At 71.5% G+C, this 16329-nt stretch carries 12 protein-coding genes; 2 read left to right on the top strand and 10 right to left on the bottom strand.

Features of this window, described 5'->3' with window-relative positions; genetic code table 11:
• Window positions 1-252: 252 nt before the first annotated feature.
• Together ACSU6M_RS30000 and ACSU6M_RS29995 are read right to left on the bottom strand one after the other, a co-directional pair.
• Entirely contained in the window at window positions 253-786 is a 534-nt protein-coding gene (locus tag ACSU6M_RS30000) for a DedA family protein (protein ID WP_437073890.1), read from the bottom strand.
• A gap of 453 nt (window positions 787-1239) precedes the next feature.
• On the bottom strand, window positions 1240-3723 hold the full coding sequence (locus ACSU6M_RS29995) for an RICIN domain-containing protein (protein ID WP_437073888.1): 2484 nt from the start codon (window positions 3721-3723) through the stop codon (window positions 1240-1242).
• Between the two features lie 857 nt (window positions 3724-4580).
• On the opposite strand from ACSU6M_RS29995, the gene ACSU6M_RS29990 reads away from it, so the two are divergent.
• Window positions 4581-5579 (top strand): LacI family DNA-binding transcriptional regulator, encoded by a 999-nt coding sequence (locus tag ACSU6M_RS29990; RefSeq protein WP_437073887.1) that lies wholly within the window; start codon window positions 4581-4583, stop codon window positions 5577-5579.
• 151 nt (window positions 5580-5730) lie between these two features.
• Here ACSU6M_RS29990 and dgoD read toward each other — a convergent pair whose 3' ends face one another.
• From dgoD to ACSU6M_RS29950, 8 genes are all read right to left on the bottom strand, one after another.
• Window positions 5731-6825 carry a galactonate dehydratase gene (gene dgoD, locus ACSU6M_RS29985; protein WP_437073885.1) on the bottom strand — a complete coding sequence of 365 codons (1095 nt, stop codon included), beginning with the start codon at window positions 6823-6825 and terminating at the stop codon, window positions 5731-5733.
• Window positions 6822-7712 carry a class II fructose-bisphosphate aldolase gene (locus ACSU6M_RS29980; RefSeq protein ID WP_437073883.1) on the bottom strand — a complete coding sequence of 297 codons (891 nt, stop codon included), beginning with the start codon at window positions 7710-7712 and terminating at the stop codon, window positions 6822-6824. Before ACSU6M_RS29980 ends, dgoD begins: the two co-directional genes overlap by 4 nt.
• Window positions 7713-7832: 120 nt before the next feature.
• Complete coding sequence (locus tag ACSU6M_RS29975; protein WP_437073881.1) at window positions 7833-8804, bottom strand: ROK family protein; 972 nt, start codon at window positions 8802-8804, stop codon at window positions 7833-7835.
• Complete coding sequence (locus ACSU6M_RS29970) at window positions 8797-9759, bottom strand: SIS domain-containing protein (protein WP_437073880.1); 963 nt, start codon at window positions 9757-9759, stop codon at window positions 8797-8799. Before ACSU6M_RS29970 ends, ACSU6M_RS29975 begins: the two co-directional genes overlap by 8 nt.
• A gap of 119 nt (window positions 9760-9878) precedes the next feature.
• Window positions 9879-11714 (bottom strand): beta-galactosidase, encoded by a 1836-nt coding sequence (locus ACSU6M_RS29965; protein ID WP_437073879.1) that lies wholly within the window; start codon window positions 11712-11714, stop codon window positions 9879-9881.
• Window positions 11711-12589: a carbohydrate ABC transporter permease gene (locus tag ACSU6M_RS29960; RefSeq protein WP_437073878.1), complete on the bottom strand. Its 879-nt coding sequence runs from the start codon at window positions 12587-12589 to the stop codon at window positions 11711-11713. Before ACSU6M_RS29960 ends, ACSU6M_RS29965 begins: the two co-directional genes overlap by 4 nt.
• Window positions 12586-13404: a carbohydrate ABC transporter permease gene (locus tag ACSU6M_RS29955; RefSeq protein ID WP_437073876.1), complete on the bottom strand. Its 819-nt coding sequence runs from the start codon at window positions 13402-13404 to the stop codon at window positions 12586-12588. Before ACSU6M_RS29955 ends, ACSU6M_RS29960 begins: the two co-directional genes overlap by 4 nt.
• A gap of 271 nt (window positions 13405-13675) precedes the next feature.
• Window positions 13676-14971: an ABC transporter substrate-binding protein gene (locus ACSU6M_RS29950; protein WP_437073874.1), complete on the bottom strand. Its 1296-nt coding sequence runs from the start codon at window positions 14969-14971 to the stop codon at window positions 13676-13678.
• Window positions 14972-15195: 224 nt separating this feature from the next.
• Between ACSU6M_RS29950 and ACSU6M_RS29945 the strand changes: the two genes are divergently transcribed.
• Window positions 15196-16227, top strand: coding sequence for a LacI family DNA-binding transcriptional regulator (locus ACSU6M_RS29945; protein WP_437073872.1), 1032 nt, complete (start codon window positions 15196-15198; stop codon window positions 16225-16227).
• Window positions 16228-16329: the final 102 nt, after the last annotated feature.

The following is a 16329-nucleotide window of genomic DNA, read 5'->3' as shown; positions in this document are numbered from 1 at the left end:
GGTGTGAGGAGGCGGCTGCCTGGCTTGTTCCTCGAGCGTCGGCCACTCTGCGTGACGGAGCCGCCCGGCGTCGTCACTGTCGATGACGACCGGCCGGGGCCAGGGGCACGTCGGGAAGGTCGTCGTCTCGGCTGCCGGTCGCCCACGTGACCGTGCCGGAGTGCGCGTGGTCGGCTCGTCGAGGTCTCCGCGCCCACGGTTGCCCCTCTCCAGGCCGGGCCCCGGGGCCGGCGAGAGGGGTCGTGTCCCTCCCTAGCGCCCCCGCTTCGGGTCCTCTCCGTCCGAGCGTGCCGGGGACGCGTTCGAGGGCTTCTCGGCCTCGGCGTCGCGGGGCGTCCGCCGGGCCCTTCTCCGGCGGCGTACCACCACACCGCCCACCCCGAGGACGAGGGCGGCGACCACGCCCGCACCGACGGCCGGCCGTTCGGCGAACAGTTCCGCCAGCAGGTCGAGCGCCCCGAGCCCAGCGGTCGCGTAGACCAGCGCCCAGGCCGCTCCCCCGACGAAGAGTGCGGGGAGGTAGCGCGACAGCGGCATGCGCATGGTGCCCGCCAGGAAGTTGGCGGCGGTCTGGAAGCCGACGGTGAGGAAGGAGACGGCGACCACCGGCGCGCCCCACCGCTGGATCGCCCGCTCCACGCGCCGGAAGCGGGCCGAGGAGGTCCGCTCGGCGAGCCTGCCGCGCCGGGCTCCGGCACCGGCGAGCCATCCGACGGCGAACGTCCCTCCGGCTCGGAGCAGCACGATGGCGTACAGCGCGGCGGCGGTGAGTACGACCCTATCCACGACGCCTCGCCCCGGACGCGGGGGCGAGACCGCCCGCGACGCCCGTCGCCCGCCGTACGGGGCCGAGACCGTCCGCGACGCCCGTCGTCCGTCGCGCGGGCCCGAGTCCGCCCGCGCCCCGTGTCACCCGTCGCGCGGGCCCGGCCGCGGTGGGCCTCGGACGGGCACAAGCCCGGTCTGTGTCTCTCACCTGTGGCCTGCCTCTGCCCGTTCCGTCCGTCCCCTGCGTCCCGCCGCGGCGACGCCGGAGCCCGGCCCGAAGCGGAGCCGGCTCCCCTGGGGGCACACCGCCAGGCTAACCGAACGCGCTCACGGCCCGAGCAGGCCCGTCACTCGCCGCGTCAGCATCTTAGGTTAGGTGGCCCTAACTACATCGGGTCGGCCCCCGGGCCCAGCCCGGTGAAAGGGGCCCGGGCGATGACCGGGCCCCTGGTGATCACGCGGTTCGTGGGGTCAGCTGATGGTCCACTTCTGCAGGGCGGTGCTGCTGCTGGGCTGCTGGGTGACCAGCGCGCCGTTGGTGGTGGAGGCCGTGGTCAGCAGCAGGCCGCTGTTGACCGATGTGACGGTGTAGGTGCCGTCCGGCTGCCGCTCCACCCGCCAGCGCTGGTTGGCGGCACCGCTGCACGTCCACTGGATGACCTTGGCGCCGGCGCTCTTGGAGCCGCCCTCGACGTCGGCGCAGAGCCCGGATGTGCCGTTCTTGAGCTGATAGCTGCCGTCGGTCTGCTGGGTGAAGGTCCACTTCTGGTTGGCGCCGCCGTTCGGTGTCCAGGTGACGAGCTGGGTGCCGGGGGTGGTGCTGCTGTTGGGGTTGTCGAGCGCCTTGCCCCCGGCGATCAGGGTGCGGACTCCGTCGAGGACGGGCGAGATCGACCAGGTGAACGTGGTCGTGCCACTGGCGGTGCCGGAGGTGGCGGTGACCGTGACGGTGGAGGAACCGGCCGTGGTCGGGGTGCCCGTGATCAGGCCGCCGGAGCTGATGCCCAGTCCGGCGGGAAGGCCCGTGGCGGAGAAGGTCAGCGGCTTGCCGGCGGAGTCGGTGGCGTCGAGCTGGAGCGAGACGGCCTTGTTCACGGTGCCGGACTGGTTCCCGGGGTGGGTGACGCTGACCGTCTCGGGGGCTTCGCCGGTCGGAGTCAGGGTCAGGGTCTGCTCGCCGGCCGTACGGGAGCCGCCGACGGCATTTCCGGTGGCGTTGGTCCACGTGCGGGTGGGAGTGGTCTCGGCGAGGCGGCCGGAGTCGGCGGACAGGCCGATGACGAGTCCGCTGTACCGGTTGACGATCCGGTACGTGCCGGTGGGGCTGCCGTCGGTGGGGGAAGCACCCGGAACGACGAACCACTGCTGACCCACGGTGGGACCGGTGGAACCGGGGGCGGTGACGGTGGGCCTGGTGCCCCAGGCCCGGGTGGTCGTCGTCGTGGAGCCGACGCCGAGAAGCTGACCGGTGGACGCATTGGCGATCTTGTAGGAGCCGTCGCCGTTGGACACGAAGGTCCACGACTCCAGGGCGGAGCCGGACGCGGAGGCCAGGGAGGTGGTGGCGGAGCTGCCGGACACCTGCGCGAGGACGCGGCCGTCGGCGCTGGTGATGCGGTAGGTCCTGGCGGTGTCGACGGGTGAGGCCGGCTCGTTGGTGTCGATCCTCAGGTTGATGTACTCACTGCTGGCGCCGTTGGAGCAGCCGAAGGAGCAGTACGAGCGGAAGTCCTTGCCGACGATCGCGGAGCTGGTCCTGTTGCCGTTGTCGAGGAACCAGCGGTACCAGGAGGCGTTCTTGTAGCTGCCGGTGTCGCCGAGGCGGAACCACTTCTGGGTGGTGAGGTCGTCGGTGGCGTAGATCTCCTGGGAGGCGTTGCCGCTCTGGTCGACGGCCTGTGGCTGCCCTATGTACAGGCCCAGATGGGCGTTGTAGGTGATGTCCATGACGAACAGCGGGGACGTGGGGGGTGTCAGGCCGGCGGCGATCTGCTGGCTCACCGTGCCGGTGTTGGCCGGGTTGTACTCCTTCGACGGCGGCGTGTAGCCGGTGGTGCTGCCGGAACCGACCGGAACCATGGTGCTCTCGCGGCCGCCGACGCCGGCCTCGGTCCAGGCGCCGTTGTACCACTTCCGCCAGGAGCTGGGCGCCATCTTCGCCGAGATCGGCGACCGGGCGACGTGCCCGTAGAACGCGGCCCAGCCGCCGCCTTTGTTCACGATCCGGGAGCCGTAGAAGACGTAGAAGTAGCCGGAGGCGGTGTCGACGAACAGCCTCGGGTCACCGGTGCCGTAGTGGTAGGTCTGGTGCGGGAAGGCGGCGTTGTCGCCGCGCTTGGTGCTGTACGGCGAGGTGATCACGTGGTCCTTGATGGTCCACGTGCGTCCCTGGTCCTTGGAGACGGCGTAGTCGATGCCGTCGTAGTGCACGTGGTCACCGAAGGGCTCCGGGGTGAACTCGTTGTGCACGAGCCCGTACCAGTCACCGGTGTCCGGGTCGACCCAGGTGCCGACGAGGACGCAGTAGTTCCGGTGGGCGTAGGTCGCGCTGGAGGGCGCCTGGGTGGACTTCACGCCGGTCACGCTGTTGTTGCAGCGCCATGTCGTGTCGTTGTTGCGGTCGTTGGAGTTGGCCGGGTCGACCGCGTCGCTGAGGGCGCTGGACCGGGTGGCGGTGTCGAAGTTCGTACCGGTGAAGAAGCTCCACTTGCGCGAGTCGGTCGCGCCGTAGAGCGAGTGGGCCTGCTGGAAGTAGAACGTGCCGTCCTTGTCGAGGTACGGAGCGGCCGGGGTGTCGTCCGGGTGTGTCCAGGAGCCCTTGGCTCCGACGTTCACCGTGTACGTGGCGGTGGGCGAGGCGGCCGAGGCCGAGGTGGCCGCGATCGTGGCGCCGCTGGTCACGGCCAGCGCCGCCGCGGTGAGCACGCCCACCAGTCTGCTGAGAGGAGTTGTCACGGGTACTCCCTGGTCGGAGGAGCCGGGCTGCTGCAACAGCTCCGGTGTGGAGGGTGGCGCCGGTCGAGGAGCGCCGTCGGTGTCCGGGCCTCGGGGCCCGGACACCGTGCTCTCCCGGCGGGACGGGGCAGCCCGGACGGGCGCGGCTGCGCCGGCCGGAGAAGAGCCGGGGAGCGGTTAGGGGGCAGACACACGCGAGGCGGGTGCGCTGCGAGGGGGGAACGACGAGTAGCCGTTCTGGGACGCCGTGCGGGGCAGCCGGGTGTGGCGCGCCCTTCGCGCGGACGGAAGGGAGCAGGAGAGCGGCTTCACCTCGGGCGGGAAAGCGGGGGAAGGTGTGTCGTGGCCGTGCCTGTGGTGCCGGGCGGACCGCCCGTGCGGCGGGTGCCGCCCTGAGCGCGCGGGTGGCGCCCCGAGCTCGCGGGTGACGCCATGGGCGCGCGGGTGACGAAGTCGGTGCGGCCCGGGATGTCAGGGGCCGCGCGCGGGAACGCGTGGCCGGTTCTCCTGGCCGGGGAAGAGCCGCCGGGCGGGGGTGGCGCCGCAGCGGCGAGGGGGCCCTCGGCGATGGTCATGGCGGTCGCCGGCAAGCATCGACGCCCCCTTTCCACGGCACGGGCGAGCGCACCGTACTGCGGTCACCCGGGTCACGGGCGCCGCTGGTTGCAGGCACCGTACGCGCTCTTTGACCGGTAAAACAAGACCAACCGGAGCTGAAAATTCGGCTTCGCCGGCCGCGCCGCCGACCGCATGGCACGCATCCGCCGAACCGCCTGGTCAGCGCCGCACTCCCTTGACCTGTAGCGCCCGGCGGGGGTAGCTTGCGACCCACATTTGATCGGTAAAACGAGGTTCTCATGGTGACGATGCAGGACGTGGCGGAGCGGGCCGGCGTCACCAAGCAGACCGTGTCCAACGTCATCACCGGCCGAGTGCCGGTGCGCCCGTCCACCGAAGCGCGCGTGCGCGAGGCCATCGCCGAACTCGGCTACGTACCCAATCTCGTGGCCCGCTCGCTCGCGACCGGCAGCACCCGCACGGTGGGCCTGTTCGTGCCGACCGTTTCCGCGACCTTCTACGCCGCGGTGATCGAGGAGGTCGAGGACGCCCTCGAGGAGCAGGGGTACTACCTGCTGCTGTGCACCACCCGTCTCGACGGGGAACGCGCGCGACGCCATCTGGCGAGCCTGACCAGCCGCTCCGTGGACGCTCTCCTCATCGCCGGTGACCATGGGCTGACGGCTCACCTCCCGCTGCTCGCCGGCGCTCGGTTCCCGGTGGTTCTCTGCGCCTGGGAGAGCGAGGCTCCGGACCGGTTCCCTGTCGTCACCATCGACTACGCCCACGGCGGCTACCTGGCGGGCCGTCACCTGCGTGAACTCGGCCACGAGCGCGTGGCGATCCTGGCCAGCCCTGCGCATCGGATGCGCGTGGAGGGGTTCCGCAAGGCGTTCGCCGAGGACGGGGTGCCCCTCGCCGACAGCGCCGTGCACATGGCGCCCGAACCCACCTTCGGCGGCGGGACGGCAGCCGCGCAGGCCGCCCTGCGCGAGGACCCGTCGGTCACCGCTCTCTTCGCCACCCACGACGTGCTCGCCCTGGGAGCCCTGGAAGCCGCCGGTGCGGCGGGACGATCCGTGCCGCACGACCTGTCGGTGGTGGCGCACGACGACACCCCGGAAGGGATGCCGGCCCGGCCCGCCCTCACCAGCGTGGTCCTGCCCACGCGGGAGATGGCGCGGCGGGCCGTCGAGGCGCTGATGCAGGCGGTCAAGTCGGCCGGCCCTCCGGCACCCCGGCAGTGGCTGCTGCGCCCCGAACTCGTCGTCCGCGACAGCACCGCCCGGCCCGCCTGAGCGCGCGGGGCGGCGGCCGAGTCGTGTCGGCGCGGTACGGCGCGGCGCCCCAGCGCGGTGCACGGCGGGACGCCCGCGGCTGTTGCAGCGCGGCCGGCTCACCGTTCGGCGAACGCCCCGCTGTCCTCCCTCCTGAGGCGGTGCACCACCGCTATGCGGTCCGGGCGGCGCGTTCGACGGCCTCGGCGTCCAGTTCGATGCCGAGGCCGGGGCCGGTGAGGAGACGCACATGTCCTTCGTGGTGCTGGAACACCGACCGGTCGGTGAGGTGGTCCAGAAGGCCGGAGCCGGAGCCGTCGTGGACGCTCGGACTCATCTCCTGGATCAGCAAGTCGGCTGTGGCGAAGCCGACTTGCAGACAGGCGGCCAGGGCGACAGGACCCCTCGGGCACTGTGGGGCCAGGGGGACCCGGTAGGTCTCCGCCACGGCCGCGATCCGCCTCACTTCGGAAATGCCGCCGGACAGGGACAGATCCGGCTGGGCGACGGCGATGCCGTGCTGGAGGGCCTTGCCGAAGTCCCAGCGAGAGCAGAGATGTTCGCCGGCGGCGACGGGGATGCCCGTGAAGCGCACGATGTCACCGAGGCGGTCGCTGGACTCGGAGCACACCGGTTCCTCGACGAAGACCGGCAAGTACTCCTCAAGCAGCGGAAGTACGCGGCGTGCCATGGCGAGGGTGAGGCGTCCCCGAAGGTCCACGACGATGTCGAACCGGTCGCCGACCTCCGCGCGGACCGTCGCCACGCGCTCCACCAGGTCGTGGACGGCTTCCGGCGTGTCCATCAGACCGAGTCGCGGATGCGCCGCCACTTTGACCGCGGTGAACCCCTCCGCCCTTCGTGCGGCCGCCTGTTCGGCGACGTCGGTGGGGCAGCCGCCGCTGATCCTGCTGTACACGCGGATCCAGTCGCGCACATGACCGCCGAGCAGCTGCCACACCGGCACGCCCAGGGCCTTGCCGGCGATGTCCCACAGGGCCTGGTCGATGCCGGCGACCGCACTGGCGATCAGGGCTCCGCCGCGGTAGCGGCCGCCCGTGGCGAGAACCTGCCAGTGCTCCTCGATACGCATCGGGTCCTGCCCCGTGAGGTGGTGGGACAGTTCCTCGACGGCGGCCACCAGAGTGCGGCCCCGGCCCGCGACGACGACCGGTTCGCCCCAGCCGGTGATGCCCTCGTCGGTGTCGATGCGCACGAGACACCACCGGGGACCGACCAGGTAGGTACGCAGGGCGGTGATCTTCATGGGGAACTCTTTCTGCGTGCTCGGGCCGCGGTTCTCGGCCGGGGGTCGACAACGGCTCCCGAGAGGATCGTCAGCAGGCGTGCCACCTCCGCGGCGACCGCGTCGCGCGCCGGGCCGAGGTATGTGCGGGTGTCCGCGATGCCCGGCTGGGCGTCGAGCTGTTCGCGGGCGGTCCGGGTGAAGATCCGGTTGAGATGCGTCGATATGTTGATCTTGGTCATGCCCGCCTCGACCGCCGAGGCGAGATCCGCGTCCCCGACACCGGAGGAGCCGTGCAGGACGAGGGGCACGTCAAGGGTGCTGCGCAGGCGGCCGATCAGGGTGAAGTCCAGGGCGGCGTCACGCGTGAGCATGGCGTGCGAGCTGCCCACGGCGACCGCGAGGGCGTCGACGGCGGTGGCCCGTACGAACTCTGCGGCTTCCCGCGGGTCGGTACGGACACCGGGGGCATGGGCGCCGTCCTTCCCGCCGATCTCGCCGAGTTCCGCCTCCACCCACACGTCCGCGCGATGGCAGTGGTCCACCACGATGCTGGTGGCCAGGACGTTCTCGTCGTACGGCAGTTTGGACGCGTCGAACATCACGGAGGTGAACCCCAGCTCCACGGCCTCGTGCACCAGGGCCTCCGACTCCGCGTGGTCCAGGTGAACGGCGACCGGCACCGCCGCGCGTCGGGCGAGCGCGAGGGTGGCGCTGCCGATCGGCTCCAGCGCACCGTGGTAGCGGACGGTGTTCTCGCTGATCTGCAGGATGACGGGCAGCGCTGCCCGCTCGGCTCCCGCCACGATCGCTTCGGCCTGCTCCAGCTGGACGACGTTGAACGCGCCGACCGCGCGGCGGTGCGCGTACGCGGGGTCGACGATCGCATCAGTAGGGGCCAGGGGCATGAGACTTCTCCACAGTGTCGAGGGGACGGAACGAGTCGCAGAGGGTGCGGGGAAGGTCGCCGGCGAGCATGTCGGCGACAGGGGGGACATCGAGGGCCGCGTTCCGGGTGACGGTGACCCTCACGCCCGGCCACCCCCGTCGGGCCCGGACGGCACCAGAGGGGCGCCGGCCACCTCCCACGCCGCGAGCCCCGCGCCTACGCAGCCGGCCTGGGAACCGAGGGCCGCGCGCACCACCTCGGGACGGCGCCGGTGGCCCAGACGGTCGCCGAGCGCCGTACGCAGCGGATCGAGAAGGAGGCTGCCGGCCTCCGACAGACCTCCGCCGATCACGATCACCTCCGGCCCGAGGAGGCTGACGGACACGGTGAGGGCCTGGGCGAGCGCATCGATCGCGCGCTCCCACACCCGGCACGCGTCCGGATCACCGTGAGCCGCCGATGCCACTACGCCCTCGGCGCCGTCCACGGGGCGGCCGGAGCGCGCGGTGTACGCGGACGCGATGGCGCGGGCGGAGGCGACGGCCTCCAGGCAGCCGACACCGCCGCATGCGCAGCGCGTGGTCTCCTGGGCCACGGGCAGGTGGCCCAGCTCTCCGGCGTGCCCGTGGGCCCGCAGCAGGCGGCCGTCCGCGATCACGGCGGCGGAGATGCCGGTGCCGATGGCGACGAACAAGGCGTCGTTCGCTCCCGAGGCGGCACCCAGCCGGTGCTCGGCGGCGCCTCCGGCGCGGACGTCATGGCCGAGGACGACCGGGAGCCCCAGGGCGTCGGTGAGGAGGGCGGCCAGTGGCACGTTGCGCCACCCGAGGTTGACCGATTCCACCGCCAGTTGGGCGGGCTCGTCGACGATGCCGGGTACGACCACCCCGGCCGCGACCGGGGCGAGGTTCCTGCGCGCCGCCTGTGCGGCCAGTGCGCGCAGCGCCTGCGTGATCGCCTGGACGACGGCGTCGGGTCCGAGGCGGCTCGGGGTCGGCGTGCGGAGCGTCGTCACGGCTCGCGACGCGCGGTCGCGCACGGCACCCTTCATCGAGGTGCCACCGACGTCCAGCGCGATCACGCACTCCGTGTTCGGGGCGAGGTCACCCATGCTCGCCGTCCAGGACGACCGAGCGGCTCAGCGAGCGGGGCTTGTCCGGGTCGAGACCGCGGCCGACCGCGAGGTGGACGGCGAGCCGCTGCGCACGCACCAGGTCGGCCAGCGGATCCAGGTCACCGGGCGCGTCCCCGGACTCGGCCACATAGCCGCCTCCGGTGCGCTCGACGTCGTGCTCCAGGCCGTGCGGTGCGGGACCCAGCACCCAGGCCAGCCTGCCGGGGCGCGTGATGCTGATGGGGCCGTGCCGGTACTCCATCGCCGGGTACGCCTCGGTCCAGGCGCCCGCGGCCTCGCGCATCTTCAACGCCGCTTCCTGGGCCAGTCCGTAGGCCCAGCCGCCGCCGAGAAAGGTGATCTGCTCCGCCTGTCGCATGCTGCCGGGCAGCGGCTCGGTGACCGCGCGCTCGGCGTCCGGGATGACGCGCTCCAGCGGCCGCACGCCGTGGGCCAGGGCGCCCTGGCTCTCGAGGTGGCCGCGCAGCAGGGCCAGCGTCGTGGTGGCGAACCGGGTCTGCACGACGGATTCCTCGTCGGCGTAGTCCAGGACGACGACGTGGTCGGCGACGGACACCACGGGGGTGCCGGGGGTGGCGATGACGGCGGTCGTCGGGGCGCTGCCGGCGAGTCGGCCGAGGAGCCGCACGACTTCGGTCGTGGTGCCGGAGCGGGTGAGGGCCACGACGCGGTCATAGCGGCGGCCGGCCGGGAAGGCCGAGGCGGCGAAGGCGTCGGTCTCGCCGTGTCCGGCGCTCTCCCGCAGGTGCGCGTAGGCCGTGGCCATGAACCAGGAGGTACCGCATCCCACCACGGCGACTCGTTCGCCGCGCTGGGGCAGCACCGCGTCGTGCCGGGCGGCCTCGGCGACGGCCCGGCGCCAGCAGTCCGGCTGGGAAGCGATCTCGCGCGAGGTGTGCGAGCTGTGTGCGGAATCCAGGGTGGTGGGCATGACTGCCTGCCTTCTTCGAAGGGGAACGGCCGTGAGCGTGGGCCGGGGAAGGGGGGCATCGCGACGGTGCGAGCCACGGGAGGGAGGCGTCCGGGCGCCCGGACGGAAGTCGCCGGACTTCAGCCGAAGCTTTCGACGTACTCCTCGCCGGGCCCGAGGTCGGGGGCGTCCACGAGGGCGAGGTGGCTGCCGAAACGGTCGAGTTCGAGGATCGTCAGGAGGTTGTCGCCCGCACGCAGCAGCGGTGCCGGGACGTAGAGGGTCCTCTGCGGACCTATGTCCCAGTAGCGGCCGAGCAGGGTGTCGTTGACCCAGACGAAGCCCTTGCCGAAGCCGGGCAGGCTGAGAAAGGTGTCGGCCGGCTCGGTGAGGGGCAGCGAGGCGGTGGCGAAGCCGGACTCTCCCGCCGGGTCGGTGAGGGCCGTGGCCCGGGCGATGTCGTCCGCGCCCCACTCGTCGAGGGGAAGCGAGCGCATCGACCATCCGTGCACCAGCCGCCGCTCCACGCGCACACCGCCGAGGATTCCCTTGCCCTGACCCAGCAGATGACCGTAGTTGATCCGGCCCTGGTTCTCGACGAGCAGGTCGAGCTGGACCGGGGCACCGCTGCCCGTCACACCGAACGACGCGGTCTCCCGGTCCAGGACAGCCGTCAGGACACCGTCGACGAACACCTGCGCTCGGTCGTGCAGGCCGGTCACGGTCACCTCCTGCGCGCCCGGCGGCAGCACCGGACGGGCGGTGTACAGCACGAGGCCGGATGCCTGTCCGAGCTCCTCGAAACTCAGCGGCGTCGCCGCGCGGACCGGGACCGCCATGCCCCTGAGCGTCTCGAGGAGGCCGGCGCGGCGCGCGACGGGCAGGGTCGCGGGCGGCAGCAGCGGCGGGTCGTCCGGTACGGGCGGGGCGGCACCGTCGCCGACGGCGGTGAGGACGGCCCGCAGGGCGAAGAACTTCTCCGTGAGCGCGCCGTGTTCGGCGATCGGGGCGTCGGAGTCGTAGCTGGTGACCGTCGGCCGCAGCGTCCGGCCGTCGTGGTTGGCTCCGGCCCACAGACCGAAGTTGCTTCCTCCGTGTGCCATGTACAGGCTCAGGGAACCGCCCAGTTCGAGGAGGTCCGCCACGTCCTCGGCGGCGCTCGCGGCCGAGCGGATGTGGTGCTTCTCGCCCCAGTGGTCGAACCAGCCGTTCCAGAACTCCGCGCAGTAGAAGGGCTCTGCGGCTCGGCGTGAACGCAGGAGCGCGGCCGCCTGGTCGGGTCGGGAACCGAAGGTCGCCGCGGCCAGCTGGCCGGGCAGGGCGCCGCCGTCGAGCATCAGCGGTGTGGGTCCGTCGGCGGTGTACAGCAGTTCGGTGATGCCGCGAGCGGTCAGGGCGTCGCGGACCCACCGCAGGTAGGCGTGGTCGTCGGCGTAGCTTCCGTACTCGTTCTCGACCTGGACTGCCACGACGGGGCCGCCGTGGGCGGCCTGCCGGGCGGCGATGAGCGGAACGAGGACGTCGAACCAGCGACCCACCTGCTCGAGGAAGGCGGGATGGCTGCTGCGCGGACGCATGCCCGGCAGGCCCGTGAGCCAGGCGGGCAGGCCGCCGTTGTCCCACTCGGCGCAGATGTAGGGGCCAGGGCGGACGATGACGTCCAGTCCTGCCTGCCGGGCCAGGTCGAGGAACCGGGGCAGGTCGCGCCAGCCGTCGAAGCGGATCTCTCCGGGCCGGCGCTCGTGGAAGTTCCAGGGGACGTAGGTGTCGACGGTGTTGAGGCCGAGCGAGGCCATCCGTTCGAGGCGGTCCGCCCATTGCGCGGGGTGGACCCGGAAGTAGTGCAGGCCGCCGGCCAGGATGCGGTGGGGGCGCCCGTCGCGCAGGAAGGTGTTGTCGGCCCAGGTGAGCACGGGCTGCGGTGAGCGGGACGACGTCCGCGCGCGCGTGCCCGGGTGCGTGGTGGGAAGGGTCACTTGATGGCTCCGGCGGTCATGCCCGCACGCCAGAACCGCTGGAGCACGAGGAAGGCGATCAGAAGAGGGACGACGGAGACGAGCGATCCGATGACGACGAGCGGCGGGGGTACGGCGACATGGCTGGCGTTCCAGCCGACCAGCCCGACGGTGACGGGCTGGAGCTCGTCGTCGCCGAGCACCATGGCGGGCAGCAGGTAGTTGTTCCAGATCTCCACGAACTGGAAGAGGAAGATCGTCACGAGTGCGGGAAGCATCATCCGTGCACCGATCGTCCAGAAGATGCGCAGTTCCCCGGCGCCGTCGAGGCGGCCCGCCTCCAGAACCTCGTCGGGGACGGTCTGGGCGGCGAAGACGCGCGCGAGATACACGCCGAAGGGGCTGACGACGCTGGGCAGCAGGACGGCCAGCGGGTTGTCGATCAGGTGCACGCCCGAGAACATCAGGTACAGCGGGAGCGTGAACAGCACCTTGGGCACGAGGACAGCCGCGAGGACCATGCCGAAGAGCGCGCCCCGGCCGGGAAAGTCGTACTTGGCCAGCGCATAGCCGGCCAGTGCCGACAGGACGGTCCCGATGAGCGCGCCGATTCCGCAGTAGGCGACGCTGTTGAGCATCCACCGCCAGAAGATGCCGCCGTCCTGCCGGCTCAGACGGGCGATGTTGTCGGCCAGGTCGAAGCCGTCGAACCACAGGCCGCTGCCGCTGAACTGCTCGCCGAACGGCTTGGTCGCCGCGACCAGAAGCCACCAGAGCGGGAAGAGGAAGTAGCAGGCGGACAGGGTCAGAAGGGCCAGTACGGTGACCCGGCCGGCCGGACGGGTCTCCCGCCGGGTCCTCGGTGCCGCCCTGTGCGCAGGGGTGGCCGTGGTCATGCGTGGTCTCCTCGACTGGTCAGCTTGAAGAAGACGAAGGACACCGCGCCCACCGCGACCGCGAGCAGCACCGACTGTGCCGCCGCGTAGGGGTAGTTGCCGGCCGCTACGGCGCTCTGCGCGGACATCAGGGGGGTGAAGGCCGAGGAGATCGCCCCGCCCGAGACGGGCTGCAGGACGGTCGGCTCGTTGAACAGCTGGGCCGAGCCGATGATGGAGAACACGGCGGTCAGGACGAGGGCGCCGCGCACGGCGGGAATCTTGACGTTCCAGGCGATACGGAGGGCGGAGGCGCCGTCCATGCGTGCGGCTTCCAGCACCTCCTGCGGGATCGCCTGCAGAGCGGCGTAGATGATGATCATGTTGTAGCCGGCCCAGCTCCAGGTGACGATGTTCGCCACCGACCACAGCACCACGTCCTCGTCGAAGAACGGGATGGTGACTCCGACCGGTTCGAGCAGCCGGTTGACGGGGCTCGACTGCGCCGAGTACATGAACGACCAGACCAGGGCGGCGCTGACGCCGGGGATCGCGTACGGAACGAAGCTGGACGTGCGGAAGAATCCGCGTCCGCGCGCGGACTTCGAGTCGATGAGCAGGGCCAGCACCAGGGCGAGGCCCAGCATCAGGGGCACCTGTACGACGCCGAAGAGCGTCACGCGGCCGAGAGCGGCGATGAAGTCGGCGTCCTGGAAGGCGCGCGCATAGTTGTCGAGGGGGGCGAACACCTCGACCGGGGCGGTGAGGCCCAGTCCTGATCGGCGCAGGGTGAACAGACTGCTGAACGCGGCGTAGGCGATCGGAGCGATGTACATGGCCGCGAACAGGACGACGAACGGTACGCAGAACAGCAGCGGCCGATATCGGCGAGAACGTGCGGGCCGCGCCGTCGGACGTACGGTCGTCCGCGGAGCGTCTGCCCGGCGCCGGTCGGCAGCAGGGGCTGCGGCGGAGGGGGCGTGGGTCATGGGTGGGTTCCTCACTGTGGCGCCCCGCGGTCGGATGGGCCGGGGGCGGGGCGCGTCGGCGGGCGGATCGGTGCGGTCACCGCCGGGCGGGTGGACGGCACCCGCCCGGCGGGAGTGCTCACGGGGTGACCTGGAGGCCCTGCTTGCGCATCTCCGCGAGCGTCGCCGTCTGCGCCTCCTTCAGGGCCTGCGCGATCGTGCCCTTGCCCGTCCATGCCTTGCCGAGGCCGTCGTTGAGCTTCGCCACGGTGGTCGTCATCAGCGGGCCCCAGGTCCAGCCGGAGTCGACGTTCGGCGAGGCGGCGGCGATGACCTCGTAGATGTTCTGACCGCCGAAGTAGGGGTCTGCCTTGAGCTGCCGATGAGCGAGCAGCTCGGTGGCGGCGGGATAGAGGGAAGCCTTTTCGATCAGTGTGCCGAACGCGTCGGGATCGGTGCTCATCCAGTGGGCGAACTCCCAGGCCGCCGCGGTGTTCTCGCAGCCCTTGAGAACGGCCGTCGCCGACCCGCCGGCGTTGCCGACCTTGTTCTCCCCCTGCTTCCACTGGGGCATCGGCGCGACGGCCCACTGCCCGGCGGACGCCTTGGCACCGCCCTTGATGACACCTGCCTGCCACACCGCGCCCACGACGGTCGCGATGCTGCCGTCGCTCAGCCCGTTGTACCAGGACTGGTCGTACATCGGAGCGCTGCTGAGAAGACCCTCGTCGGCGAGCCTCTGCCAGTAGTCGGCGACCCTCTTGTTCGCCGGCGAGTCCATGCTCGCCTTCCAGGAGTCGCCCTGGACACCGAACCAGTCCGCCCCGGCCTGCCAGGCGAACCCGGCGTAGTCGTAGTCCAGGTAGGGCGAGGAGATGTACCGCTTCGGGCCGGACGCCTGGATCCGCTTCGCGGCGGCACGGTACTCGTCCCAGGTGGCCGGCGGCTTGAGGCCGAGGGAGTCGAAGACCTTCTTGTTGTAGAACAGCGCCATGGGTCCGGTGTCCACGGGTGCCCCGTAGACACCGGAGCCCAGAGTCACCGCGTTCCACGCCGCGGGCTGATAGTCGCGCTCCGCCGCAGCGGCGTGCTTCGCGACGTCCTCCAGCGCGCCCTGGGCCGCGAAGCTCGGCATCGTCTCGTACCCGACCTGCGCCAGACAGGGCGCGTTTCCCGCCTTCACGGCGTTCAGCATCTTCTGGTAGCCGCCCTTGGCGCCGGGCTGCACGGTCTGGAAGTCGACCTCGATGTGCGGGTGGCCGGCGTTGAACGCCTTGACGACGTCCTCGTAACCCGGAGCCCACCCCCAGAATGTTATCGATGCCTTCGCGGGGCCCTCGCCGGAATCCGGACCGCTCGTCGAGCACCCGGTGGCTGCGAGGGTGACCGCGAGAGCTCCAACTGCTCCCGCAAAACGGACATAGTAGCGCTTCACAGCTCCTCCTGAGTGCCGTGGCAAGGGGAAGTCGCCCCATTGCCCGGGGCCGCCTGTCCGGCGAGCACCGGGGGGCACATCCGGCCGCCGTGTGCTGATGGCCGAAACTATGACAGAGAATGTTATCGATGCCAAGAGCCGTTACCGATTGGCGATCCAGGTGGTAAAACAGCAGGTGAAGGCACATGTGGCCGGTATCATCGGTCGGGACCGAGGGGAGAGACATGAGCAAGCGCAGCGACGACAAGGGGACGCGGCCGCCGGGCATGACGGACGTGGCCCGCCTCGCCGGCGTCTCGGCGCAGACCGTCTCGCGTGTCCTGGCCAACCACCCCAATGTGCAGGAGGCGACCAGGAAGAAGGTCCTCTCCGCCGTCGAGCAACTCGGCTACCGACGCAACAACGCCGCCCGGATGCTCTCCTCGGGCCGCAGCCGCACGATCGGCGTGGTGACCCTCCAGACGAACTCCTACTCCAGGGCCGCGGTCACCACCGGCATCGAGCAGGCGGCCCACGAGGCCGGCTACGCCGTGAGCACCGCCTCCACCACCAACCTCGACACCTACGCCATCGAGAACGCCCTGTCCCGACTGGCCGGGCAGGACGTCGAGGGGATCATCCTGTCGGTGCCGCTGATCCACATCAGCCCCAGGATCGAGCAGCTCACCCGCGCCACCCCGACCATCACCATCGACGGCTCGCGCACCGATGCCACCGAGGTCGTCGCCCTCGACCAGGTGCTCGCCGCCCGCATGGCCACCCAGCACCTGCTGGACCTCGGCCACGAGACGGTCTGGCACATCGCCGGACCGGCGGAGTGGCTGGAAGCGGGCAACCGGCGCGACGGCTGGCGCGCGGCCCTGGAGGCCGCCGGCCGCTCGGTTCCGCCACCGCTGGAGGGCGACTGGTCGGCCGCCTCCGGATACCGCAACGGCCTTGTGCTGGCGCGCATCCCCGACGTCACCGCGGTCTTCGTCGCCAGCGACGAGATGGCGTTCGGGGTCATCAGAGCGCTCCACGAGGCGGGGCGGCGCGTGCCGGAGGACATCTCCGTCGTCGGGTTCGACGACATCGAGCTCGCCGAGTACTGCTCACCCTCCCTGACCACCATCGCCCAGCCCTTCCAGTACATGGGCGAACTCGCCGTGACCCACCTGCTGCGTCACATCGAGGACCCGGGCACTCTGCCCGAGCCGCGTTCGGTCGAACCCCGCCTGGTGGTGCGCTCCAGCACCACGACCGCGCCCGCTCGCTGACGCGCGGGGCTGCGCTGCCCGGCGGCGAACGTGCGCGCCGTCCCGACGCGGGTGAGCGATCCCATAGGACTGCGTTCGCCCTCCCCTCACAACTGCTGAGGA

Origin of the sequence: Streptomyces sp. enrichment culture, assembly GCF_964272895.1 — a bacterium.
In the GTDB taxonomy this organism is placed as follows: domain Bacteria; phylum Actinomycetota; class Actinomycetes; order Streptomycetales; family Streptomycetaceae; genus Streptomyces.
Note: the sequence above shows the minus strand (reverse complement) of the source record. Positions and strands in the feature narration are given on the sequence as shown.

What these genes read in the sequence shown, in the direction of transcription:
- ACSU6M_RS29990 (WP_437073887.1), top strand. Translation starts at nt 4,581, where the DNA reads ATGGTGACGATGCAGGACGTGGCGGAGCGGGCCGGCGTCACCAAGCAG.
- dgoD (WP_437073885.1), bottom strand. Translation starts at nt 6,825, where the DNA reads ATGAAGATCACCGCCCTGCGTACCTACCTGGTCGGTCCCCGGTGGTGT.
- ACSU6M_RS29980 (WP_437073883.1), bottom strand. Translation starts at nt 7,712, where the DNA reads ATGCCCCTGGCCCCTACTGATGCGATCGTCGACCCCGCGTACGCGCAC.
- ACSU6M_RS29975 (WP_437073881.1), bottom strand. Translation starts at nt 8,804, where the DNA reads ATGGGTGACCTCGCCCCGAACACGGAGTGCGTGATCGCGCTGGACGTC.
- ACSU6M_RS29970 (WP_437073880.1), bottom strand. Translation starts at nt 9,759, where the DNA reads ATGCCCACCACCCTGGATTCCGCACACAGCTCGCACACCTCGCGCGAG.
- ACSU6M_RS29960 (WP_437073878.1), bottom strand. Translation starts at nt 12,589, where the DNA reads ATGACCACGGCCACCCCTGCGCACAGGGCGGCACCGAGGACCCGGCGG.
- ACSU6M_RS29955 (WP_437073876.1), bottom strand. Translation starts at nt 13,404, where the DNA reads ATGTACATCGCTCCGATCGCCTACGCCGCGTTCAGCAGTCTGTTCACC.
- ACSU6M_RS29945 (WP_437073872.1), top strand. Translation starts at nt 15,196, where the DNA reads ATGAGCAAGCGCAGCGACGACAAGGGGACGCGGCCGCCGGGCATGACG.